The 24,189-nt window shown below is 57.6% G+C and carries 22 protein-coding genes and 1 tRNA gene; 9 read left to right on the top strand and 14 right to left on the bottom strand.

Annotated elements, in window-relative coordinates; all coding sequences use genetic code 11:
• Positions 1-53 precede the first annotated feature (53 nt).
• The 3 genes from tyrS (at position 54) to ABGT65_RS06715 (ending at position 3,139) form a co-directional block, all read left to right on the top strand.
• The gene (gene tyrS / locus ABGT65_RS06725) at positions 54-1,358 is read left to right on the top strand and encodes a tyrosine--tRNA ligase (protein ID WP_346700767.1); all 1,305 of its coding nucleotides are present in this window, start codon (positions 54-56) and stop codon (positions 1,356-1,358) included.
• A 9-nt stretch (positions 1,359-1,367) separates the two neighbouring features.
• Positions 1,368-1,721 carry a dihydroneopterin aldolase gene (gene folB / locus ABGT65_RS06720; RefSeq protein ID WP_346700766.1) on the top strand — a complete coding sequence of 118 codons (354 nt, stop codon included), beginning with the start codon at positions 1,368-1,370 and terminating at the stop codon, positions 1,719-1,721.
• A gap of 68 nt (positions 1,722-1,789) precedes the next feature.
• Positions 1,790-3,139, top strand: a complete 1,350-nt coding sequence (locus ABGT65_RS06715; RefSeq protein ID WP_346700764.1) for a sodium-dependent transporter — start codon at positions 1,790-1,792, stop codon at positions 3,137-3,139.
• A 190-nt stretch (positions 3,140-3,329) separates the two neighbouring features.
• Here the strand turns inward: ABGT65_RS06715 and ribH are convergent, their stop codons facing one another.
• A complete protein-coding gene (gene ribH / locus ABGT65_RS06710) occupies positions 3,330-3,860 on the bottom strand; it encodes a 6,7-dimethyl-8-ribityllumazine synthase (protein ID WP_346700762.1) in 531 nt (176 codons plus the stop codon).
• Between the two features lie 9 nt (positions 3,861-3,869).
• A complete protein-coding gene (locus tag ABGT65_RS06705; protein WP_346700760.1) occupies positions 3,870-4,553 on the bottom strand; it encodes a tetratricopeptide repeat protein in 684 nt (227 codons plus the stop codon).
• Positions 4,554-4,658: 105 nt separating this feature from the next.
• Here ABGT65_RS06705 and recF point away from each other — a divergent pair, with 105 nt between their 5' ends.
• Together recF and ABGT65_RS06695 are read left to right on the top strand one after the other, a co-directional pair.
• Positions 4,659-5,822: a DNA replication/repair protein RecF gene (gene recF / locus ABGT65_RS06700; protein ID WP_346700758.1), complete on the top strand. Its 1,164-nt coding sequence runs from the start codon at positions 4,659-4,661 to the stop codon at positions 5,820-5,822.
• A 14-nt stretch (positions 5,823-5,836) separates the two neighbouring features.
• Complete coding sequence (locus ABGT65_RS06695; protein ID WP_346703069.1) at positions 5,837-6,109, top strand: DUF721 domain-containing protein; 273 nt, start codon at positions 5,837-5,839, stop codon at positions 6,107-6,109.
• Positions 6,110-6,285: 176 nt separating this feature from the next.
• Here the strand turns inward: ABGT65_RS06695 and ABGT65_RS06690 are convergent, their stop codons facing one another.
• From ABGT65_RS06690 to ABGT65_RS06680, 3 genes are all read right to left on the bottom strand, one after another.
• Entirely contained in the window at positions 6,286-7,476 is a 1,191-nt protein-coding gene (locus tag ABGT65_RS06690) for an OmpA family protein (protein WP_346700756.1), read from the bottom strand.
• A 185-nt stretch (positions 7,477-7,661) separates the two neighbouring features.
• A complete protein-coding gene (locus ABGT65_RS06685; protein WP_346700754.1) occupies positions 7,662-10,217 on the bottom strand; it encodes an adenosylcobalamin-dependent ribonucleoside-diphosphate reductase in 2,556 nt (851 codons plus the stop codon).
• 215 nt (positions 10,218-10,432) lie between these two features.
• Positions 10,433-10,807, bottom strand: coding sequence for a RidA family protein (locus tag ABGT65_RS06680; RefSeq protein WP_346700752.1), 375 nt, complete (start codon positions 10,805-10,807; stop codon positions 10,433-10,435).
• 74 nt (positions 10,808-10,881) lie between these two features.
• Between ABGT65_RS06680 and ABGT65_RS06675 the strand changes: the two genes are divergently transcribed.
• A complete protein-coding gene (locus tag ABGT65_RS06675) occupies positions 10,882-11,310 on the top strand; it encodes an META domain-containing protein (RefSeq protein ID WP_346700750.1) in 429 nt (142 codons plus the stop codon).
• Between the two features lie 144 nt (positions 11,311-11,454).
• Here ABGT65_RS06675 and ABGT65_RS06670 read toward each other — a convergent pair whose 3' ends face one another.
• The 5 genes from ABGT65_RS06670 to ABGT65_RS06650 form a co-directional block, all read right to left on the bottom strand.
• Positions 11,455-12,453 (bottom strand): lactate/malate family dehydrogenase, encoded by a 999-nt coding sequence (locus tag ABGT65_RS06670; RefSeq protein ID WP_346700748.1) that lies wholly within the window; start codon positions 12,451-12,453, stop codon positions 11,455-11,457.
• A 30-nt stretch (positions 12,454-12,483) separates the two neighbouring features.
• Positions 12,484-13,080, bottom strand: coding sequence for a recombination mediator RecR (recR, locus tag ABGT65_RS06665; protein ID WP_346700746.1), 597 nt, complete (start codon positions 13,078-13,080; stop codon positions 12,484-12,486).
• Entirely contained in the window at positions 13,081-13,929 is an 849-nt protein-coding gene (locus tag ABGT65_RS06660; RefSeq protein ID WP_346700744.1) for a tetratricopeptide repeat protein, read from the bottom strand.
• A gap of 7 nt (positions 13,930-13,936) precedes the next feature.
• Positions 13,937-15,796, bottom strand: a complete 1,860-nt coding sequence (locus ABGT65_RS06655) for a BatD family protein (RefSeq protein ID WP_346700743.1) — start codon at positions 15,794-15,796, stop codon at positions 13,937-13,939.
• Positions 15,797-16,006: 210 nt separating this feature from the next.
• Entirely contained in the window at positions 16,007-17,620 is a 1,614-nt protein-coding gene (locus ABGT65_RS06650; protein ID WP_346700741.1) for a fumarate hydratase, read from the bottom strand.
• Between the two features lie 181 nt (positions 17,621-17,801).
• Here ABGT65_RS06650 and ABGT65_RS06645 point away from each other — a divergent pair, with 181 nt between their 5' ends.
• Positions 17,802-18,803, top strand: coding sequence for a class II fructose-bisphosphate aldolase (locus ABGT65_RS06645; RefSeq protein ID WP_346700739.1), 1,002 nt, complete (start codon positions 17,802-17,804; stop codon positions 18,801-18,803).
• 220 nt (positions 18,804-19,023) lie between these two features.
• On the opposite strand, the gene ABGT65_RS06640 is transcribed toward ABGT65_RS06645, so the two are convergent.
• The 3 genes from ABGT65_RS06640 to ABGT65_RS06630 all read right to left on the bottom strand — a co-directional run bounded on the left by ABGT65_RS06640 (position 19,024) and on the right by ABGT65_RS06630 (position 21,594).
• Positions 19,024-19,554 carry a hypothetical protein gene (locus ABGT65_RS06640; RefSeq protein ID WP_346700738.1) on the bottom strand — a complete coding sequence of 177 codons (531 nt, stop codon included), beginning with the start codon at positions 19,552-19,554 and terminating at the stop codon, positions 19,024-19,026.
• Positions 19,555-19,571: 17 nt separating this feature from the next.
• Positions 19,572-20,546 (bottom strand): alpha/beta hydrolase, encoded by a 975-nt coding sequence (locus ABGT65_RS06635; protein WP_346700737.1) that lies wholly within the window; start codon positions 20,544-20,546, stop codon positions 19,572-19,574.
• A gap of 97 nt (positions 20,547-20,643) precedes the next feature.
• Complete coding sequence (locus ABGT65_RS06630) at positions 20,644-21,594, bottom strand: NAD-dependent epimerase/dehydratase family protein (RefSeq protein WP_346700735.1); 951 nt, start codon at positions 21,592-21,594, stop codon at positions 20,644-20,646.
• 111 nt (positions 21,595-21,705) lie between these two features.
• Between ABGT65_RS06630 and ABGT65_RS06625 the strand changes: the two genes are divergently transcribed.
• Positions 21,706-21,777 (top strand) — tRNA-Thr (locus ABGT65_RS06625).
• A gap of 184 nt (positions 21,778-21,961) precedes the next feature.
• Entirely contained in the window at positions 21,962-23,251 is a 1,290-nt protein-coding gene (locus ABGT65_RS06620; RefSeq protein WP_346700734.1) for a phage integrase SAM-like domain-containing protein, read from the top strand.
• Between the two features lie 57 nt (positions 23,252-23,308).
• Here ABGT65_RS06620 and ABGT65_RS06615 read toward each other — a convergent pair whose 3' ends face one another.
• Positions 23,309-23,938, bottom strand: a complete 630-nt coding sequence (locus tag ABGT65_RS06615) for a recombinase family protein (RefSeq protein ID WP_346700733.1) — start codon at positions 23,936-23,938, stop codon at positions 23,309-23,311.
• Positions 23,939-24,189 lie beyond the last annotated feature (251 nt).

The following is a 24,189-nucleotide window of genomic DNA, read 5'->3' as shown; positions in this document are numbered from 1 at the left end:
ACCGGAGGAGCCCCCGGGCCCTCCCTGGAAAACGAACAAAAAAAGAGACAAATATGGCGACGAAAAACTTTATCGAAGAACTCGAATGGCGCGGCATGATCCACACGATCATGCCCGGCGCCGAAGAACAACTGCAGAAAGAGATGACGACGGCCTACCTGGGTATCGACCCCACGGCCGACTCGCTCCATATCGGGCACCTCGTGGGTGTGATGATCCTCAAGCACTTCCAGATGTGCGGACACCGCCCGCTGGCCCTCGTGGGCGGTGCGACGGGCATGATCGGCGACCCCTCGGGCAAGTCCCAGGAGCGCAACCTGCTCGACGAAGCCACCCTGCGGCACAACCAGGAGGCCATCAAGGCCCAGCTGGCGAAACTCCTCGACTTCGACTCCGACGCCCCGAACGCCGCCCGCATGGTCAACAACTACGACTGGATGAAGGAATTCACGTTCCTGGATTTCATCCGCGACATCGGCAAGTGCATCACCGTCAACTACATGATGGCCAAGGATTCGGTCAAGAAGCGCTTCAACGGCGAGGGTGACGGCATGTCGTTCACCGAATTCACCTACCAGCTGGTCCAGGGCTACGACTTCCTGCACCTCTACCAGACGATGAACTGCAAGATCCAGCTCGGAGGCGCCGACCAGTGGGGCAACATCACCACCGGCACGGAGCTCATCCGCCGCAAACTGGGCCCCGAAGCCGAAGCCTACGCCATCACCTGCCCGCTCATCACGAAGGCCGACGGCACGAAATTCGGCAAGACCGAGAGCGGCAACGTCTGGCTCGACCCGCGCTACACGTCGCCCTACAAGTTCTACCAGTTCTGGCTCAACGTCAGCGACGAGGATGCCAAACGCTATATCAAGATCTTCACGCTGCTCGACCGCGAGACCATCGAATCTCTCATCGCCGAGCACGACGCCGCCCCGCACCTGCGCGTGCTGCAGAAACGGCTGGCTCAGGAGATCACCACGATGATCCACTCGAAGGAGGAGTACGAAAAGGCCGTCGAGGCGTCGAACATCCTCTTCGGCGGCGCCACCTCCGAGGCGCTGCGCCGCCTCGACGAAGCGACGCTCCTCCAGGTCTTCGAGGGCGTGCCGCAGTTCCGCGTGGCCCGCACGGAGCTGGAGGCGGGAGTTGCCTTCGTGGACCTCTGCGCCGAGAAGACGCAGATCTTCGCCTCGAAGGGCGAGTGCCGCAAGATGATCCAGGGCGGCGGCGTCTCGATGAACCGCGAGAAGATCGCCGACCCGATGCGTGCGGTGACGGCCGACGACCTGATTGCCGGGAAGTACCTGCTCGTGCAGCGCGGCAAAAAGAACTATTATCTGGTAATTGCCGAATAAAACAGGGATATGGAGTACCGCATCGTCCTGCAACGCATGGAGTTTCGGGCGCTGCACGGCTGCTACGAACTGGAGCGCAAGGTCGGGAACCGCTTCACGGTCGACGTGGAGATCACCGCGGATCTGGGAGACGTGGCCGCCGGGGACAGCGTCGAAAAGGCCGTGAACTACCTCTCGGTTTACGAGGTGGTCAGGCAGCAGATGGCCGTCACGCAGCGCACGATCGAACGCGTCGCCATGAACATCATCGATGCGATCCATGCCGGATTTCCGCAGGTCCGGCACGTGAAATGCACGGTTTCGAAACTGGCTCCGCCCCTGGGCGGGAAGCTGGAACGGGTCAGCGTCGTTCTGGAAAAATAAACCGGATGCCGGACCGGAGGGGTATTGGACTTCCCCGTCCGTCCGGCATTTCACAAAAGAGTCCGAATATGAACCATTTGCACAATCGTGCCACGCTGGGAGGGAAACTGAGTGCCGTCCTGGTCGCAGCGGGAAGTTCCGTGGGACTGGGCAACATCTGGCGGTTTCCCTACGTCGCCGGAGACAACGGAGGCGGAGCCTTTCTGGTGATCTATATCCTCTGCGTCCTGCTGCTGGGCCTGCCGCTCATGCTCGCCGAATTCTCCGTCGGACGCGCCACGCACCGCAATGCCGTCGGGGCCTACCGCTCGCTCGACAAACGCTGGAGTTTCCTCGGATACAACGGCGTACTGGCAGCCTTCCTCATCCTGGGGTTCTATTTCGTCGTGTCGGGCTGGACCGCCGAATACATGGTCCACTCGGTGACGGGCAGTCTGGCAAAATACGCCACGGTCGAGGAGTACAGGACGGTCTTCGAGAACTTCATCCAGAATCCGTGGCGTCCGGTGCTCTACACGCTGCTCTTCGCCCTGGCCACCCACTTCGTCATCGCCCTCGGCGTGCAGAAGGGAATCGAACGCTCGGCCAAAGTCCTGATGCCGCTGCTCTTCGTCGTTCTGATCGCCCTGGCGATCCACTCGCTGCTGATGCCCGGCGGTGGAGAGGGTTTCCGGTTCTTCTTCAAGCCCGATTTTTCGAAGGTTACCCCTTCGACGGTCCTCGTAGCGCTCGGGCAGGCCTTCTTCTCGCTCTCGATCGGCATCGGGACCATGGTCACCTACGCCTCCTACTTCAAACCCGAAACCAACCTGCGCCATACGGCCCTGAATGTCACGATCCTCGATACGCTGGTCGCCATACTGGCCGGTGTGGTGATCTTCCCGGCGGTCTTCAGCGTCGGGATCGAACCCTCGTCGGGACCTTCGCTGGTCTTCATCACCCTGCCCAGCATCTTCAACGGAATGCCGCTGAGCATGGTCTGGTCGACGGTATTCTTTCTGCTGCTGGTCGTTGCGGCGCTCACCTCAACGATCTCCTTACATGAGGTAATCACGGCTTACTGCCACGAAGAGTGGCACATGAGCCGCCGGGCCGCAGCCTGGACCACCACCGCCGCTACCTCGCTGTTGGGAATCGCCGCCTCGCTGTCGGTCGGCCTGCTAAGCGGGTGGAAACTGTTCGGGCTCAACCTCTTCGACCTGCTGGACTACCTCACGGCCAATATCATGCTGCCCGTCGGCGGATTCTTCACCTGCATCTTCGTCGGTTGGAAACTCGACCGGCAGGTGCTCAAGGATCAGATCACCAACAACGGAGCCTTGAAATTCCGGATTTACCGAACCTTCATCTTCCTGTTGCGCTATCTCTGCCCCATCGTGATGCTGATGGTCTTCCTCGACAATCTGGGCGTCTTTTAAGCCGGGAGGGCCGGTCAATGAGAGGGCCGACATGGGAAAGGCTGGCCGTAAAAAGCCGGTCATGGAGAGGTTGGCCATGAAAAATCCCGGACCCATCTGAATGGATCCGGGATTTTCATATTCGAGTCTTCGGGAAATGGCTTGTCGGCTGCGCCGTTTTCGGCCCGGCCTCCCGAAGAGGTATCCGCAATCAATTGATGTTGCGGCGGTCGGGCTCCTTCTCCGGAGAGGCGGCCTCCATGTCGATCTGCAGCTTCACCATGTTGATCGCCGTAGCAGCCGCTTCGTCACCCTTGTTGCCGAGACGGCCTCCGCAACGGTCCAGAGCCTGCTGCATGTCGTTGACCGTCAGCACGCCGAAGGCAATCGGCATGTTCCACTGGATCTGCAGCTGCGTAATTCCCTGGGTGACCCCCTGGCAGATGAAGTCGAAATGCCGCGTATCCCCCTGGATGACACACCCCAGGGCGATCACCGCATCGACATCCGTATATTCGGCGAAGAATTGCGCTCCGAGCGAGAGCTCAAAGGTGCCGGGGACATATTTCACCTGAATGTTCATGTCCGGACACCCCGCAGCCCGCAACGTCCGCACGGCTCCCTCCAGCAACGCCTCGGTCACCTCACGGTTCCACTCCGCGACGACGATCCCGAAGCGCATGTCCGCAGCCGAAGGCAGCGGAGAGTCGAATTTCGAAAGATTGTGATTCCGGGTTGCCATCGCTGTCGCTTATTTGACACTGCCCAGCAGTTTCTCGGCATCCCGGGCCTCCATCGAAGCGGGATACGAGGTCAGGATCCGCTCGTAGTAGGCTGCAGCCGCAGCATGGTTACCCTGCGCCTGCTCGGCGAGGCCCGCCTTGCGAAGGTACATCGGCGTCGTCATGTTGTTGTCGGCAGCCTGCACGGCCTTCTCATAGAATTTCACCGCCTGGGCGTAGTTCTGCTGCTCGACCGCCACATCGCCCTGCAGCCCGTAGTTCTGGGCGTTGATCAGCGATCCCGGGATTCCCTTCACCGGCGAGTATTTGGCCAGGTACTTCGCGGCATTCTCCAGGTCCCCCGTCCGTAGGTAGCAGATCCCCGCATAGTGCTTCGCCAGGTTCCCCGAAGGCGTCGAACCGTACTGCTCGATCACATCCAGGAAGCCCGCGCCGTTGGCATCGCCCTGCAAGGCGAGTTCGAAATCCGGGGTTTCACTGTCAAAACGGTTCTGGGCTTCGGCAATCATCTCCGCGGCCTTCTCCGCACGGGGCTGGACGAGCAGCGACCGATAACCGAAAATCAAGGCCGCAAGAATCAAAAGTCCCAGGAAAATGTAGGACATCATGCGGCCGTTCTTCTCGAAAAAGATCTCCGTTTTGTTCATTGCTTCACCGAGGGTTTCCGGTTCGGCGACATTCTTTTTTGCCATAGTGTTATCCGTGTTTTTAGTTTATAATCCGTACGATAGTCTGCAAAGATACAAAACTATTCACAATGTACAAGGTCGTGTCCGGATTTTTTGTATTTTTGCCTTATGTACCTGAAAAAATTAGCGCTGCTGAATTTCAAAAACATCCGACAGGTGGAACTCGCCTTCTGTCCCGGAATCAATGCGCTGGTGGGGGACAACGGAGCCGGAAAAACGAACATCATCGATGCCGTTTACTACCTCTCGATGTGCAAATCCGCCCTGCAGATGACCGACGGACAGAGCGTCCGGCACGATGCCGACTTCTTCCTTGCGGACGGCGCATACGCCACCGACTCCGGAAAGAGCGAAAGCATCGTCTGCTCCTTCTCCCGCAAGGGCGGCAAGGTCCTCAAACGGAACGGAAAGGTATACGAACGGCTTGCGGACCATGTGGGTCTGATCCCCGCGGTGATCGTCTCCCCGGCCGACAGCGCCCTGATCTCCGACGCAGCGGATGAACGGCGCCGTTACCTCAATGCCTTCATCGCGCAGCTCGACCGCCCCTACCTGCAGGCCGTCATGCGTTACAACGCCGTCCTGGCCGAGCGCAACCGCCTGCTCAAGATGCAGCCCGACGAAACGATGCTGCAGATCTACGACCGCCAGCTCTGCGAACACGGGAACAAAATCCATGATCGCCGCCGGGAGTTTGTCCAGCGGCTGCAGCCCGTCGTGGCGGAATACTACCGCACGCTCTCCGGAGACTGCGAACAGGTCGAACTCCTCTACAAGTCCGAATTGAACGAACGGCCCTTCGAGGAGGTACTGCAGAATGCCCGGCAGCGGGATCTCGTCAACGAATTCACCACCGCAGGCATCCACCGCGACGACCTGGTGCTGAAGATCGGAGGCTACCCCCTGCGGAAATACGGATCGCAGGGGCAGCAGAAATCCTTCCTGATCGCCCTGAAACTCGCCCAGTACGCCATTGTCGCCGAGGAGAAGCACGAGCATCCCATCCTGCTGCTGGACGACCTCTTCGACAAACTCGATGCCGGACGGGTCGAGCAACTGATCCGCCTGGTATCGGCCGAAACCTTCGGGCAGATTTTCATCTCCGACTGCAACCCCACGCGGCTGAAGCGGATTCTCGATCGGGCCGGTGGGGACTACGCGCTCTTTACCGTAACCGACGGCGACGTCACCCGGGATGCCGGAGCGAAGGAACCGTCCGAAGAACTATCCGAGAACCCGTCCGGGAAACCGACCCAACCGGCACACGAATGAGACGCACGAAAACCATACTGATGGGCGACCTGCTGGACGAGTTCTTCAAACGCCCCTATGTCGCCGCGAGGGTCGCCGAAGGGAAACTCCCCGATACGTGGCGGGAGATCGTCGGAGACCGTGTGGCGGATCTGACAACCGAGTTGCGGCTCGAAAAGCGGATTCTGTATGTCCGGATCCAGTCGAGTGTCGTGCGTTCCGAGCTTTTCTACCAGCGGGAGGCACTCAAGGAGGAGATTAACCGGCGTTCCGGAGTCCAACTGGTCAATGCCGTCATCATCCGCTGACCCGGGCCCGCACCAACCTCCCGCCGGACATGTGACAACAGGATACCCCTCCCCTCTTGCAACTCTCCGCGCCCCCGTTTCCCCATCCTTTCACCGCATCGCCGCCACCCCTGCCTACCAAAAAAAATGCTCCCCAAAAGCGGGGAGCATTTTCTGAAAAGGGACATCCGTATCGGTTACTTGATGATTACCGAGCGGTTGGCCTTCTGGTTGTTCTTGTAGACATCCGGCTCGTTGCCCAGGCCCTCGTAGGTGAGCTGCTTGGGGTTCACACCGCATTTAACCAGGAAGTCGTAGACATTCTTCGCACGGTTCTCGGCAACCCGCTTGTTCCCGGCAGCCGTACCCGTCTGCTGGTCGGCGTGGCCCTGGATCGTGTAAACCCGATCCTTCGGACCGTTCTTGATCAGATCGGCGGTCAGCTCCAGGCGCGTCTTGTCCTTCGCCGTGAGTTTCGACATGCTGTAATCGTAGAAGATAATCGAAGTCGGAGCCGAAGTATTCACCTTCCGAGCCTCGGCTGCGGCTTTGGCCTCAGCCTGCGCGGCAGCCTTCTCGGCGGCCTTAGCAGCAGCCTGGGCAGCCGTCAACTGCTCGTTCAGACGGGCATTCTCATCCTTCGCAGCCTTCAGAGCCGCATTACCCGAAGCCACGGCATCCTGGAAAGCCCGAATATCCTCGGCCGTATATCCCGGGACGCCACGCTCCCAGCCGCGCTGGTTGAAGCGATAGGTGATACCGGCGGTTGCCGTAAACCCGAAGAGGTAGGCACCGTTCATGCCGGCCGGGCAAATATCCGATTTGGCCAGAAGGCCCTTCAGTTCGAGGTTGAAGTCGAACGACGGCGACAGGCGGAACTTGTTCAGCAAACCCGCCGTAAAGGCGAACTCCTGATTCGTACCGCTGTGGTTGTCACGCTGGCTGCCATCGGTGAAGTTCGACGCCATATAACCGAAACCGGCAAACGGCACGCCATACCAGGCACGATCCTCACGATAGCCGCCGATCCAGTTCGAGAGGTTGACCATCACGTCCGTGTGAACGAACAAGTACGGCCACGACATCTTGCCCAGATCCGCATCGAAGTTGTTGAACCAGCCGCCCTGCAACTGTCCGCGGACTCCGACAACCGGATGCAGCCACTTCGTCAGCGACACGTTGCCCTCGAACCCGAAACGCTCGCTGCGGGCTCCCAGGTTCCCACCGTTCGAAAATGCCGTACCGGCACCCAAACCGGCCGATATCTCCCAATTATCCCAGAAACCGTTCGAGACGAATCCTGCAAAACTCGGCTTCTTGGGGGTTCCTTCTGCCCATGCCGAAACCGCGAATATCGCGACTGCGAAAGTCAGGAAAATCTTTTTCATATTAAATACGTTTTATTGCACATTCTGTTGACCTCACATACTTGTCGTAAAAGTACGCATTTTTTTATAAAAAACGATTCTACACCTGCAAAAAATGCGCAAAAATCTCTTCTGATCCGTAAAAAAAGGTCCGAAAACGCCGTTTCGAACCTTTTTTGGTTGATTTAGAGCTGAAGATACAATCCTCAACCGCACTTCGAATAGCCGCAGGACATACAGGTCAGACATCCGTTCTGGTAAGCCATGTTCTCCTGACCGCAGCTCGGACACTTCCCTTTGGACTTCGTGCCGTCGACGATGTACTGTTTCAACGCCCGGCAGACGCCCGTCTTCCACGTATTGATCGACACGCTGTCCAGATGCAGCGACTCGATCAGCGAAACGGTCTTCTCGATCGGCATCCCGTGGCGCAGCACACCCGAAATCAGCTTGGCATAGTTCCAGAACTCCTCGTTGAACAGGCGCGAGATCCCGCCGATCGTATTCGTATAGCCGTAACGGTCGACATACTGGAAGTCGTAACGCTTCGTGCCGTTCTCCTCGCGTACCTTTATTATATAGCCTTTCCGGATCTTCGGCGGAATGTACATGGCATCCTCCTCGATCTTTCCGGTGAAAATCTCATACGGACGGCCGTTCTGCAACCCGACGAAGGCGATCCAGTCCTCCGAACCGTTCTTGAACCGCACGATGTCTGCAGGAATCGACTTCGGGCGCTTCGGCACCTCACCCGGGTGCTCCTCACAACGCGATTTCTTACCTTTGGCGTTCTTGTCCAGCAGCACGCCCGAGCGGCAGCCGTCGCGGTAGACCGTGACGCCCTTGCAACCGCACTCCCAGGCCGTACGGTAGACATCGGCAACCAACTCCTCCGAAACGTTGTTCGGGAGGTTCACCGTCACCGAGATCGAGTGGTCCACCCACTTCTGGATCGCACCCTGCATCTTTACCTTGGCCACCCAGTCGATGTCGTTGGCCGTAGCGCCGTGGTAGGGCGACGCCTCCACCCACTTGGCGAGCTCCTCGTCGGAGATCGTCGCCAGTTTCGACGTGTCGTAGCCGTTCGCCTCCAGCCACTTCACGAAGTTGTGGTGGTAGACGTTGTACTCCTGGAACTTCTCGCCCGTTTCATCCTCATAGTCGACATGCGTGTCGTGATCCGAGGGGTTGATCTTCCGGCGGCGCTTGTAGACCGTGCGGAAAACAGGCTCGATTCCCGACGTGGTCTGCGACATGAGCGACGTCGTACCCGTCGGTGCGATGGTCAGCATGGCGATGTTGCGCCGCCCGACCTTCGTCATCTCCTCGTAGAGCGCAGGATCGGCCTCCCGGATCCGTGCGATCATCGGATTGTTCGCCTCCTTGGCCGTATCGTAGATCGGGAAGGCCCCGCGCTCGGCGGCCATCTTCACCGAAGCCCCGTAGGCGGCCAGCGCCAGCGTCTTCTGCACCTCCACGGCGAAGTCGATCGCCTCCTGCGAACCGTAGCGCAACCCCAGGGCGGCCAGCATGTCACCCTCGGCCGTGATGCCGAGGCCCGTGCGGCGTCCCTTCTGGGCCATCGTCCGGATCTTCTTCCAGAGTTCCAGCTCCACACGGCGGACATCCATATCCTCGGGATCGCCTTCGATCTTGGCGATGATCTGCTCCACCTTCTCCAACTCCAGGTCGATGATGTCGTCCATCATGTGCATGGCCTTGCCCACATGGTCACGGAACTTTTCGAAGTTGAACTTCGCGTCGGTCTTGAACGGGTTGTCCACATAGCTGAAGAGGTTCATCGCCAGCAGACGGCACGAATCGTAGGGGCAGAGCGGAATCTCCCCGCAGGGGTTCGTCGAAACCGTCACGAAACCCTCATCGGCATAGCAGTCGGGGATGCTCTCGCGGATCACCGTATCCCAGAACAGCACGCCCGGCTCGGCCGATTTCCACGCATTGTGGATGATCTTCTCCCAGAGTTTCTTCGCGTCGATATCCTGCTCGAACTTGGGCTGGTCCGAGACGATCGGGAACTGCTGGTGGTACTTCTTCCCGGCCAGCGCCGCACGCATGAACTCGTCGTCGATCTTGATCGAGACATTCGCACCCGTAACCTTGCCCGTATCGACCTTGGCGTCGATGAAGCGCTCGGCGTCGGGGTGTTTGATCGAGAGCGTCAGCATCAGGGCCCCGCGGCGGCCGTCCTGCGCCACCTCGCGCGTCGAGTTCGAGTAGCGCTCCATGAACGGGACGATCCCCGTCGACGTGAGGGCCGAGTTCAGCACCGGGCTGCCCGTCGGGCGGATGTGCGAAAGGTCATGGCCCACGCCGCCGCGCCGTTTCATCAACTGCACCTGCTCCTCGTCCATGCGGAAGATCCCGCCGTAGGAGTCGGCCGGATGCTTGTGCCCGATGACGAAGCAGTTCGACAGCGACGCAACCTGGAAATTGTTTCCGATACCGGTCATCGGACCGCCCTGCGGAATCACGTACCGGAAATGGTCGAGCAGTTCGAAAGCCTCCTCCTTGCTGAGGGGGTTCGGATACTTCCGCTCGATACGCTCGATCTCCGCGGCAATACGCTGGTGCATCTCCCGCGGCGAACGCTCGTAGATGTTTCCGAAAGAGTCTTTCAGGGCGTACTTGCTCACCCACACCGTAGCGGCGAGATCGTCACCCTCGAAATACTTTTTCGATTCGGCGACCGCATCGTTGTAATCGACCTTCTGCGGCGCCCCGACATTGGCTGTTTTAGACATAACTTCTTGACTCTTATCTATTTTTTCAGTTTTTCAGCATTTTTCCACCCTTTCCGGGACAAACGCACGGGGCAAACGTGCGGTTCTACAAATTTCAAACTTTTCCCACGAAAAAGCCAGATCCCGGAAGCAATTTTATCGACAATTTATCTACAAAAGGCGAAAAGACGCGCCCCGGGGGATCCGGGACGCGCACAGGGAATGGCCGCAGGATTTTATTTCACGGCCACGGCATCGATCTCCACCCGGGCACCCATCGGAAGGGCGGCCACTTCGTAGCAGACCCGGGCCGGTTTGTCGCCCGTGAAGAACTCCGCATAGACGGCATTCATCGCCGCGAAGTCGCCCATCGACTGCAACAGGACCGTCGTCTTCACCACATCCGAGAAGTCGTAGCCCGCTTCGCGGAGGATGTGGCCGATGTTCGTCAGCGACTGGCGCGTCTGGGCCTCGACGCCCTCGGCCATGCGGCCCGTAGCGCCGTCGAGAGGCAGCTGACCCGAAACATAAAGCGTCCCGCCCGTCTCAACGGCCTGGGAATAAGGCCCCACGGCTTTGGGGGCCTGCGGCGATGCGATGATCTTTTTCATAGATAAATGGTTCGTTGGGTCACCAAAGGTACGATTAATTCTCTATATTTGCAGCATCACACAATCGAAAAACCATGAAATTTTTGCTTCGAATCGCGGTAGTCGCTGGCCTTGCGGCGCTTATGGCCGGATGCTGCCACTGCCGCTCCTACCAGAAGAAGACCCGCCGCCCGCTCGTCGGTACCGAATGGCAGCTGATCCAGCTCGGCGGCGAAACCATCCAGCCCCGGGAGGGATGTTTCACCGTCACGCTCTCGGCCGAGAACGGACAGCTCTCCGGCGTGGGGGCCTGCAACCGCCTCTCCGGCACCTACAGGAGCGACGAGAAACGCTCACTCAAGATCGGGCCGCTGGCCGCCACACGCATGGCCTGCCCCGATTTGAAACGCGAACACGCCTTCATCGAGGCGCTCGAATCGGCCACCCACTACGATATGGACGGCCCGATGCTGCTGATCCTCTCCAACGGCGAACTGCGCGCCGTCTTCCAGGCCAAGCCATAACTCCTCGGGGCGCACGCAAGAGCGCCACACCGGGACCGCACCGGATTGCCGCACTACACTCCGAATCCTGCACCGATGCCCTCACACAAAAAGCCCTCCTCCCCGCTCGGGGAAGAGGGCTTCGTCATAGGCTCGCTCGCGCGATTATTTCAGATTCGGGTTCAGCTCACCCCACTTGTCGATAGCGGGCAGCACACCCATCCCGATCACCTCGTCACGCAGCTTGCAGAGGTGCTCGTAGCTCTCCTTGAGCTTCTTGTGCTCCTCGGGCGTGCCCTTCACATCCTTGTAGCGTACACCGTCCTTCGTGATCTCGGTCTCCATGGCCATCAGGATGTGGTTGAACTCCCCGTTGTGGACATACGTCCCGGCCGGATACTCGAAGGGTTTGCCGCCCATGGCCGCAGCGATCATGCAGATCGAGACGTAGGCCGGGCTCTGGAACGACGAGCGGCCCCGCAGGTCGATGATGTGCTTGCCGCCCTGGATCACCCGCTGCTGCAGTTCGGCCCAATCGGCCTCGGGCATCTGCGTGCCGATCAACTCCGACAGGGGCTTGCCGGCCACCAGCGTCGTCGAGGCGAAAACCGCCATCTGCTCGCCGTGACCGCCGTAGGTGCGGCAGTTGCGCACCTCGTCGGGCGAAATCTTGAAGTAACGGGCCAGTTCCGAACGCAGGCGCGTCGAGTCGAGCGCCGCCAGCGTCGTCACCTGCGAAGGCTTCAGCCCACTGTATATCAGCGTAATCAGACCCGTAATGTCGGCCGGGTTGAAGATCACCACCACGTGTTTTACATCCGGGCAGTAGGCCTTGAGGTTCTTGCCGAACTCCTCGGCGATCTGCGCGTTGCCCTTCAGCAGGTCCTCGCGCGTCATGCCCGCCTTGCGCGCCGCACCGCCCGACGATACTACGTAGGCGGCACCCGTCAGCGCCTCCTTGATGTCGGTCGTCCAGGTGATGTTCACGCCCTCGAAAGCGCAGTGGTACAGCTCCTCGGCCACACCCTCCAGCGCCGGGCCGAACGGGTCGTACAGGCAAATGTTCGGCGTCAGGCGCATCATCAGTGCCGTCTGTGCCATGTTCGAGCCGATCATGCCGGCTGCACCCACGATCGTGAGTTTCTCGTTTGTCAGAAATTCCATAACGTTTATCTGTTTAAAAATTCCGTCTCTCTATTCGATCTCCCGACGGTTCCGCAGCGCCTGCGCAATCGTCAGTTCATCCACGTATTCCAGTTCGTCGCCGAAGCCGATACCCCGGGCAATCGCCGTGATCTTCAGGTCCGGATAGTGCCGCAGGCGGTTCATCAGGTAGAAAAGCGTCGTCTCCCCCTCCACCGAGGTCGAGATCGCCAGGATCACCTCCCGCACGCCCCCCGCCTCGATCCGCTCGCACAGCAGGTCGATCTTCAGGTCCGAGGGCGAAATGCCCTGCATGGGCGAGATCACACCCCCCAGGACATGATACAGCCCCCGGTACTGGCGCGTATTCTCGATCGACAGCACGTCGACCACCTGCTCCACGACGCAGATCGTCGTGTGATCCCGTTCGGGATCCGCACAGATCGGGCAGACCGCCTCGTCCGAGAGGTTGTTGCACCGCGTGCAATACTTCACCTCGTTGCGGAAGCGGTCGATGCTCTCCGTCATCGCGGCCACCGACTCCCGATCCATCCGCAGCAGGTGGATCGCCAGCCGCAACGCCGTGCGCCGCCCCACACCCGGGAGTTTCGACAACTCCCCGACCACATCCTGCAAGAGCCGCGACATCTAAATCGTCTCGATGGTTTTCGACTCCAGCCACCCCTTCTTGCCGTCGGCAATGGTGATCTCGCACCAGTCGTCGAGCCGGTTCGTGATCTCGACCAGCGTTCCTTCGTGCAGCACGAAGAGGTCCGTGGCCGACTTGTCCGGGGAGCTCTTCACAGCCGTCGAGAGCGACATCACCACGGCCTGCGAATCGTCGAGCATCTCACGCCGCACACCCAGCGCGAACCACGTCGTCAGGATAAACAGCACAAAGGCGATCAGCGTTCCGTAGAAACCCGTCTTGCGCAACGACAAACGGCGTGCCAGCAGATAGGTCAGGAACAGCGACAGGGCGCAAACCAGCGCCGCCAGCGAGAAGAGGCTCCACGCCGTGCAGCTCATCGTATGACGCACACCCCGCACCCACGTCGTCAGGAAAAACTCCGGGATCGCCTCGATGTTGTCCTTCGTGCGCGCCTCGGCAACCCCCAGGTTGTAACGGATGTCGTCGCTGCCCGGCGACAGGCGCAACGCACGCCGGTAATTGAGAATCGCTTCGCCGAGACGATCCTCCTTGAAGTAGGCGTTTCCCAGGTTGTAGTAGAGTTTCACCGAACTCAGCCCCCGGGAGAGAATCTCCTCGTAATACCCCGCGGCGGCATGGTAGTCGCCGTTGACATAGGCCGTATTGGCCAGATCCCACAGCCGGTCGGGGGTCGCCTTGCCGACCGGCACCGGCGTTCCGTCCGTCGGATACGCCACGCTGTCCGCCTCCTCCGCCGTATCGGCCGTCATCTCCGGATCGGCCCCCTGAGCAAGCACCTCGCCGGCACCCCAGGCCAGAAGCAGTATCAAAAATAGTCGTTTCATAGTTCGATCACCGTTTGATTGCCGATTCGATCTGCGAAATCAGGTTCACACCCTCCGAGTAGACATCCCCCATCCGAGTCGACTCCACCGGCGAGTACTGCGCCTCGTCGCAGCGCGTGATGATATCCGTAAAGCGCTGCGAATCCTCCGTCGAGACGCCCCGCTTGTGCAACTCCTCGCGGACGTTCTCCTTCGTGAGGTTCGCCATCGGGATGTTGAACTTGTCGCTCATGTAGCCCCACAGCGCCCGCAGCATCTCTTCGTAGAAGGCATGGCGGTTCTGCTCCTCCATGTAGCGCTTGGCGACCCGGAAACGTTGTACGGCGACCTTGTTCGCCCGCTTGCCCCGCACCAGCGCCACGTTCTGCGACTCCCGGATCTGACGCCGCAGCGCTACGTAGGCTACGGCAAAGAGAAGCAGAATGGCCACCAACAGAATCCAGTACGTCGTGCTGAAGAGGAACGGAACCGAAACCGAACGCAGTTGCGCACTGCCCAGCTTGATGAAGCGAATATCCTCGCCCAGCAGCCGCACCTCCTCCTTCGACATCCCGCGGCCCTGCATCACCACCGCATCGCCGCCTCCGCGGGCATCGGGCATGATCTCCAGCGACAACGGTTTCGAACGCAGCGTCATGTACTGCATCCGCTGCGGATCGAAGTAGGTAAAATCCACGGGCTCCACTTCATAGGTGCCCTCGGCCCGCGCAATGAAGGGATATTCGAACTGCCGGTAGCCGGAGATCCCCGACGACGAAGCGTTGATCGACTCGGTGGTCTTCACGTTGTAGAGCTCGAACGACGTCGGGAGCTGCAGCTTCGGGGCCTGCACGAAGGTCAGGTTCCCACGACCCGAGATCTTCACCCGGATATTCGCCCCCGAATTGGCCGCCAGGCGCTCCTCCGGGAACTCCGTATCCATCGTGAAGGAACCGACGGCCCCCGAGAAACTGGCCGGAGCCCCATCCGGAAGCGGTTTGACCGTCACCGTCGTACGCTGGCTCTGCACCTTGCGCGGCACGTTCAGTACCTCGCGTCCCGTCCCGAAGAAGGGATCGGCGTTCCGGCTCTGGATCACCACCTGCGCCACGACCGTCATATCCACCGGATCGATCGTCAGCGTCCCGACCTGCTGCGGGTAGAGCAGGTAATCGAGCAGTACGCGCGTCTCGTAGACCTTGCCGTTGTAGGTCTCACGGTCCACGCGCGACGCATTCGGATCCGTGAGGTCCTGCGACCAGAAACCGTTGAACGACGGGGCCGATTCGGGAACGATATTCACATACGGAACCCGCGTATAGAGTTTGAAGGTCACGTGAAGCGGCTCGTTCTTGTAGAGCGACGTGCGCGACACGACGGCCCGCAGCAAAATATCATCCTTGCCGATCTGGTGCTGAGCCTCGGAGCGGCCCCCGTCTCCGGCACCCCGGCCCTGCGACGGCTGTTGCTGCTGGCGTCCTCCGTCACCCTCGTCCACCACCTCGATCGGAAGCGGCTGCGTCCGGTAGACCTTGCCGTCGACCTTCACCGTCGCGGCTCCGATCGTCACCGTACCCGCCGCCTGCGGCAGCAGCACGAACGTATAGGTGTGGCTCACGCTCTTGGTCATCGACCCGTTGATGATCTGGATCGACGACCCCGTGGATTCCGCAGGACCGGCCAGCACGTCGAAACCCTCGAACGTCGGAGCCTCGAACGTCTCCCGGTCCGGCTTGGCATTGAGTGCAAACTCCACGCGGAAGGCCCCGCCCAGGGAGACCGTCAGCGGGGAGTTGGCCTCGAAGGTGACCTCCTCGTCGGCAAAGGCCGGGAAGACCACCAGTGCGAAGAGTGCCGCCAGCGATAATTTCGCAAAGAAAGCTTTCATTGAATCAAAGCGATAGGTCCGTTCATCAGGCTTCCGAAACCCGGTCCGCAACCATGACGGATCCCGAGCCGGAAAACCCGAAAAAGTATTGTCATGCCCCTTGCCGACCGCCGCGAAGGGCCCCCGGAAACCCGGAGACCCCGCTTACGGCCGCAAGTCCGAAAATACAACGCAAAGCGTTGCCGTTTAGTATCTCCGAAGGGCGGATTTTCAATGCTTGAAATCGGCAAAGAAGTCGTTGCCCTTGTCGTCGACGATGATGAATGCCGGGAAGTTCTCCACGTAGATCTTCCGTACGGCCTCCATGCCCAGTTCGGGGAAGTCCACCACCTCGACCGACTTGATCGAGTTCTTGGCCAGAATGGCGGCCGGACCGCCGATCGAACCGAGGTAGAATCCGCCGTTGGCCTTGCAGGCGTCCGTCACGGCCTGCGAGCGGTTGCCCTTGGCCACCATCACCAGCGAACCGCCGTGCTTCTGGAAGAGGTCCACGTAGGGGTCCATACGCCCGGCCGTCGTCGGACCGAACGATCCGGAAGCCATGCCCTGCGGCGTCTTGGCCGGACCGGCGTAGTAGACCGGGTGCTTCTTGAAGTACTCCGGCATCGGCTTGCCCTCGTCGAGCATCTGCTTGATGCGCGCGTGGGCGATGTCGCGCGCCACGATGAGCGTACCCTTCAGATTCAGGCGCGTCTTGATCGGGTATTTCGTGAGGATCTCGCGCACCTTGTCCATCCCCTCGTCGAGGTCGATGTCCACCGCGGGCGACATGGCCGGGGCCTCGGCGGGCAGGAAACGCGCCGGATTCTTCTCCAACTCTTCGAGGAAGATACCCTCCGGGGTGATCTTCGCCTTGATGTTGCGGTCGGCCGAGCAGCTCACGCCGATGGCCACGGGGCACGACGCCGCATGGCGCGGAGCACGGATCACACGCACGTCATGCACGAGATACTTGCCGCCGAACTGGGCACCGACGCCGCTCTGACGGCAGATCTTCAGCACCTTCTCCTCCCACTCCAGGTCGCGGAAGCAGCGCCCGCCCTCGTTGCCCGAGGTGGGCAGCTCGTCGAGATAGCCCGCCGAAGCCTTCTTCACCGTCGAGAGGCACATCTCGGCCGACGTCCCGCCGATGCAGATCGCCAGGTGATAGGGAGGGCAGGCCGACGTCCCGAGGTCGAAGATATGCTGCTGGATGAACTTCGTCAACGACTCCTCGTTCAGCAGCGCCTTGGTCTGCTGGTAGAGGAAGGTCTTGTTGGCCGAACCGCCGCCCTTGGTGATGAAGAGGAACTCATACTCCATGCCGGGCTTGCCGCCGTAGATGTCGATCTGCGCCGGGAGGTTCGTGCCCGAGTTCTTCTCGTCGGTCATCGTGAAGGGAACCACCTGCGAATAGCGCAGGTTCCGCTCCCTGTAGGTCTCGTAGACGCCCCGCGCGATACACTCCGCATCGTCGGCACCCGTCCAGACGTCCTCGCCCTTGTGGCCGATACAGATCGCCGTACCCGTATCCTGGCACGTCGGAAGCTCGCCCTCGGCCGCCACGCACTGGTTCAGCAGCATCGTATAGGCCACGAACTTGTCGTTGTCCGTCGCTTCGGGATCCTCCAGGATGTTGCGCAGCTTCTGCAGGTGCGCAGCGCGAAGGTAGAACGAGACGTCGCTGTAGGCCGCCTTCGACAAGACCTCCAGACCCTTCGGGTCCACCTTCAGGATCTTGCGTCCGTCGCACTCGACGACCTTCACGTAATCCTTCGTCAAAAGACGGTACTTCGTCTTGTCCTCCTGAATCGGGAACGGCTCCTGATAAATGAATTCTGCCATGATCGTATGTGTTTGTTGTTGTCTGCGGTTTTTATCCATGCAAAAGTACAAAAAACAATCCGGATTGTACAACTATTTCCGGAGCTCTGTTATTTTTTTCACAAAAAGAGACTGTTTTTTAGATTTTTTAGTAAATTTGTGCGGTTTTTGATGAGACACAAATTCTCTAACAACTAATACTATGGTATCCTACAAAGATCTGGGCCTCGTGAACACCCGTGAGATGTTTGCCAAGGCCATCAAAGGAGGTTATGCCGTCCCGGCGTTCAACTTCAACAACATGGAGCAGCTCCAGGCCATCATCCAGGCCGCTGCCGAAACCAAGTCGCCCGTCATCCTCCAGGTATCGAAGGGCGCCCGCAACTACGCAAACCAGACCCTGCTGCGCTACATGGCCGAGGGTGCCGTCGAGTACGCCAAGGAGCTCGGCTGGGAGAAACCCCAGATCGTCCTGCACCTCGACCACGGTGATTCGTTCGAGCTCTGCAAGAGCTGCGTCGACATGGGATTCTCGTCGGTGATGATCGACGGCTCGTCGCTCCCCTACGACGAGAACGTCGCCCTGACGAAGAAGGTCGTTGAGTATGCCCATCAGTTCGACGTGACGGTCGAGGGCGAGCTGGGCGTGCTGGCCGGTGTCGAGGACGAGGTGGCCGCCGAGGAGAGCCACTACACCAAACCCGAGGAGGTCGTTGACTTCGTGACCAAGACCGGCGTCGACTCGCTGGCCATCTCGATCGGTACGTCGCACGGAGCCTACAAGTTCACCCCCGAGCAGTGCACCGTAGACCCGAAGACGGGCCGTCTGGTTCCGCCCCCCTTGGCATTCGACGTGTTGGCTGCCATCGAGAAGGAGCTTCCGGGCTTCCCCATCGTGCTCCACGGATCGTCGTCCGTACCCCAGGAGGAGGTCGACACGATCAACAAGTACGGCGGCGCGCTGAAGGCTGCCGTAGGTATTCCCGAGGAGGAGCTGCGTCAGGCTGCCAAGAGCGCTGTCTGCAAGATCAACATCGACTCCGACTCGCGTCTGGCCATGACCGCCGCCATCCGTGAGGTCTTCGCCACGAAGCCCGCAGAGTTCGACCCCCGCAAGTACCTGGGTCCGGCTCGTGACAACATGAAGAAGCTCTACATCCACAAGATCAAGGAGGTGCTCGGCTCGGACGGAAAGGCCGAATAAGCGATATTCCGCAAAACGAAAACCGGAGACTCTTCGAGCCTCCGGTTTTCGTTTTACAAAACGGCAGCTTATGGCGTATGGCAAACTGCCGGATCGAAAACAAATGCCGAAGCCCCGGTTCAGCAGGTACCTTTTGGTGGCAAAAGGTACCACCAAAACCAGCCGCAAGTTGCTTTTCACGGGTTTCGGGAGCAGCACACACTGAACGGGCGCAGAAAGATCAGGCCTTTTCAGCCTCCCGTTCCGGGCGTGCGTGCTGCTCCCGAAACGGTTCCGCTCCAAGCAAAGTGCGGCTATTCGCCTTCCCGACCGTCACCCGGAAGCGACACTCCGAACCGCCGTCCAACACCGTTTCAAGCGTCTCCACCGTAATCTCCCGCCCCGGCAACAGCTCCTCCAGCACATAGAGGATGCTCTGCCGGGAGCATTCGCAATGGGTCGGCGCTGCGGTGAATCCCGCCTCGACCTGCGGACACAGGCAGCGCGGATAACCCATCTCATAGACCCGGCCCGGCTCGATGACATCAGCGAAGAAATAGGGCGAACGCCCGTATTTCGCATACTGACGGTCGAGGTCGCATCCGCACTCCTCGAACTGCCGACGCAGTTCGACCAGCACACCATCCCGGACACACGCCTCGGCACACGGACGGTAAAGCCGTGCCCGCATCTCGGCCGGAAGCCGCCCGATCGCCTCCTCCAACGTCCGATAAAAAACCTCGTTGCGCGATTGCGCCTCTTGGGACTCCATATTTTAATCTTATCTGTTTATTCCAGAACCTCCGGAATCCGGTCATTCGGGATATACTTCCCGACAAACTCCCCGACCCGCCGCGTATACTCGGCGCGGTTGTCGCGATACGACAAGGCGTGGGCTGCGCCGGAGACCACCCACAACTCCTTCTCGCCGGGTTTCGCCTCGTACAGCGGATAGACCATCCACGTCGGGACGTAATCGTCGGCATCCCCGTGGATGAACAGCATCGGCCGGTCGCACTTCGCCACCTGTTTCAAGGCCGAAGCCTCGCGGAAATTCCAGCCGTACTTCACGTCGCACAGCCCGCTCGCCACATTCAGCAGCGGAAACGCCGGCAGCGAGAACTGCCCCTTCAACTCCTTCGAAAACTGGTCCCACACGCTCGTGTAGCCGCAATCCTCGACGAAACACTTCACGTAGGGCTGCTGCTCCTCGCCCGAAACCATCATCGTCGTCGCGGCACCCATCGAGATGCCGTGCACGACCATTTGCGTATGTCCGCCGAAGATTCCGTTCGCCACCTCCATCCACTGCAGGACGTCGAGCCGGTCCTTCCACCCCATCCGGATGGCCCGGCCCCGGCTCTCGCCGTGGTAGTAGAGGTCCGGCAGCAGGATGTTGAATCCCAGATCGTGGTTGTAGAGGTAGCCGATCATCAGCATCCGCACCGCATTGTCCGTATAGCCGTGGACGATGACCGCCGTGCGGTCCGTCGGCTCCGGCGCCCAGGCATACAGGGCATGGAGCCGTTCGCCGTCGCGTCCCGTCATCGTCGTGTCGCGCAGCGCATCCCGTTGCCGGAGGCTGTCGACCCACGGCTCCAGGAAAGGATACTCCCCATACATATATTCATAGGAGGTCGCGTTCTTGGCCTCCATCGCCGCCTCGGGGCGCAGCGAGTAGCGTAGCAGGTAGAGGCTCCCGCCTACCAGAATCGCCGCCACGACCAGCACGACCAACACGACGATGCGAATAATCCGTTTCATAAGCTGCAGTGTATTGGGTTCATACAAAACGGCCGTCGGCGCAAAAACCCTGCCCCGGCGACCGTCCATCTTCTCACTCCGCCCTCCGGGAAAGGGATCACCTCACGCCCAGCTTCGTACGGATGTGGGCCAACATGTCGTCGGTCATCCGCGAAAGGTCCCATTCGGGTTTCCAGCCCCACTCCTCCCGGGCGCAGGTGTCGTCCAGCGAATTGGGCCAGCTCTCGGCGATCTCCTTCTTCACGGGGTCGATGTTGTAGTCCATCGTGAAGTCCGGCAGGCGTTTCCGGATCTCGGCATATATGATCTCCGGCGTGAAACTCATCGATGCAAGGTTGAAACTGTTGCGGTGGACGAGTTTCGACGGATCGGCCTCCATCAGCTCCACACAGGCACGCAGGGCATCGGGCATATAGATCATGTCCATGTAGACATCGGGCGGAACCGGGCAGGTGAACCGCCCGTTGCGGACCGCCTCGTAGTAGATCTCCACGGCATAGTCGGTCGTTCCGCCTCCGGGGAGCGTGACGTTCGAGATAATGCCCGGGAACCGGACCGAACGTGTATCCAGGCCGTATTTATGGTGGTAATAGTTGCTCAACAACTCGCCGGTCACCTTGCAGACCCCATAGATGGTCGTGGGCTGCATGACCGTGTCCTGCGGGGTTTTGTCCTTGGGGGACGAGGGGCCGAAAGCGCCGATCGACGAGGGCGTGAACAGGGCGCAGTGGTGCTGGCGCGCCACTTCGAGCGAATTGTTCAGTGCTCCCATGTTGACATTCCAGGCCATCTGGGGATTGCGCTCCCCGACGGCCGAAAGCAACGCCACGAGATTGAAGATCGTGTCGATGTGATGCCGGGCCACAACCGAAGCCATGGAGGTGGCATCGAGGGCATTGAGGATTTCGAAAGGCCCGTCCTCGCCCAAATTCCGGCACTCGCGCATATCGGTGGCCACGACATTGGCGCCACCGTAGATCCCGCGCAGAAAAACTGTCAGCTCGGAACCGATTTGGCCTCCGGCGCCTACTATCAGAATACGTTTCATCTGTTTTGATTATAATTCGGTAGTAAAGATAGAAAATAATTGTGAAAAGCGCACATTTTTTTGGTCATTTCATTTTTCTTGTGTACTTTTGCACCACTCAACAAGGAAATTGCTGTTGTAGCTCAGTGGTAGAGCACTTCCTTGGTAAGGAAGAGGTCACGAGTTCAAGCCTCGTCAACAGCTCACGAAAAGGAAGGGAAATCCCCTTCCTTTTTTTGTTGTACAAAACTCTATAAATCAACATATTACACTTAAAATCAACAACATATCTCCCATTAAACTCAGCACAATCGAGTAAAAAATGATGGTGTTCTCAAAGATATTTTTTACTTTTATTGTATAAAAAATCGAGCAAAAACTGAGTAAAATGGCGACCCTTAACTATCAATTAGACCGTACCAAGAACAAGAACGGCAAGTACACCGTGCGCCTAATTGTCCGCAACGGCAATACACAATCTTCATTAGCTACCTGTGTTGAGGTAATGAAATCCCAATGGCTAGCCAAACCGCAAAGGGTAAAAGGAGGCGTTAGAGAAAACGACTTGCTTGATTCGCTTTTAGAAAAAGCCCAAGCAGCAGTTAAGGTTTTGCGAAATAGCAATCGATTGCATGGCATGAAGGCTTGCTACATTATCGATTTTATAAAGAACTTTGACACAGACGTCGTTGGTACCAGTAATGGAGATTTTATAGAGTATTGGCAAAGTATTGCTATGTTGCATCCCAAAAGTGCAACTAAGTATAGATATGCGCTTAAGTCTTTGGTCGCTTTCAATATTACAACAAAAGGCAGTGACACTATTCTATTTAGGGATATAACCTCTGAATATATTCGGACTTTTCTCTTTTACTTGAAAGAAACTCCATATATTCCCCAACACTATCAACAAAAAAATATTATAAAATACAAACAGAGAAGCCCTGAAACAATAGCGACCTATGCAGCGACTCTGAAAGCGGTTTTAAACTGCGCCATTGACGACGATAAGTTATCTGCAAATGCAATGAAAGGATTCCGTAAGGTCTCTATTACGCGAAAATCCAATAATAAGAAAATATACACACTCAATCTAGATGAGTTGAGACGCATACTAAACTTCGATTTGAGTAGCTATCCATTATCCATCCAGATGGCAAGAGACTTATTCATTTTGTCGTTTTGCTTCCAAGGTATGAATCTTAAAGATTTATATTATCTTAAAACTAAGAACTTTCACAGAGAAGATTTGAATTACATTCGCGAAAAAACGGGTAAAGAGATATGCTTAACTCTTTCTGAAATGGATTCAATAAGACGATTGGGAAAGCCCTATTCTTGCAAATCCAATGTATGGAGAGAAGATTGTGGCAATACCGATTTCCTATTCGCGTTTCAATATCATTATACCTCATACGATAGTTTCAAAGGTATGATATTAAAAGCTGTACGTAAGTTGCGCAAGATATTAAACTACCCCAACGATTTCAGTTATTATACAGCACGCGATTCTTGGGCAACGATTTGCTCAGTTGACTATAATTTAGGGCAAGAGTACATTGACGCAGGGCTTGGGCACAGCAGTAAAAGCCTTGCGGCAAATCACTATATAAGCATTAACCGAGACAAAATAGCCCAAACTCACGCAGACATTTTAAAACGGCTATTTCAGAAATAGAGTGTAATAAAAAATCTTACAACACAAAAGAGGGGGGGGGCTAGCCCCCTCCTCTTTCTATATAAACTCTTTCTTTATACGCTGAACGGTCGAAACACCTACACCTGCAATCTTAGCAGTATTTCTGATACTTTCCCCCTTTTTGAGCAAGGATATAACTTGTTTGTATTGTGTTTTCTTTTGTTCAGCAGATTTTACACTTCCTACTTTCCGCCCTAACTTACCACCATTCTCAATATAGAGTTTTCGCCCGGAGTTAAGCCTAAACTTTATATTCTCGCGTTCCATCTCTGCACAGGTCCCCAGCACAGAGATAAAGATATTGAGAAATGGATTTTTTGTACCATCGGCTTGAAAAATGGATAGAGCCTCTTTTTGAAAGTATATGTTGAGGTGTTTATCCTTACATAATCTTACGTTGGCAAGAACCTCATCAACGTTGCGTCCCAAGCGAGATAGTTCGCTTATAAGAAGAGTGTCTATTTTGTTAGTAATGCAATAATCCAAGCACTCACACAGTACAGGTCTTTCTTCGTTCTTCTTGGCTCCACTAATGTTCTCTGTAAAAATCTTTTCTACCTGATACTCGTTTTTATCGGCATAGGCAGAGAGGTCTACTACTTGTCTATCTGTATTCTGCCGGTCGGTTGTTGAGGAGACTCGTGCGTAAATGACTGCTGTTTTCATATTCTGTTATTTAACTATTCAAAGATACAAACTTTATTTATGTATTCAAAATAATCTTTGATAAAAATGAACATGTTTTCTTTATAGTAATGAATACACTAATAGAATTATTTGAATACACGTCTATTCTGAATACATTTTGACACCTGTACTATTGGGAGTTTTACTTTTAATTTATGCCACCTCACCATTATACCATAGCCAGCCTCAACTACTTAACTTACCTAAAGTCGTTAACGAATTACCTACAA

This window comes from uncultured Alistipes sp., from assembly GCF_963931675.1.
In the GTDB taxonomy this organism is placed as follows: Bacteria; Bacteroidota; Bacteroidia; order Bacteroidales; family Rikenellaceae; genus Alistipes.
This window is presented reverse-complemented; position numbering and strand designations above follow the sequence as displayed.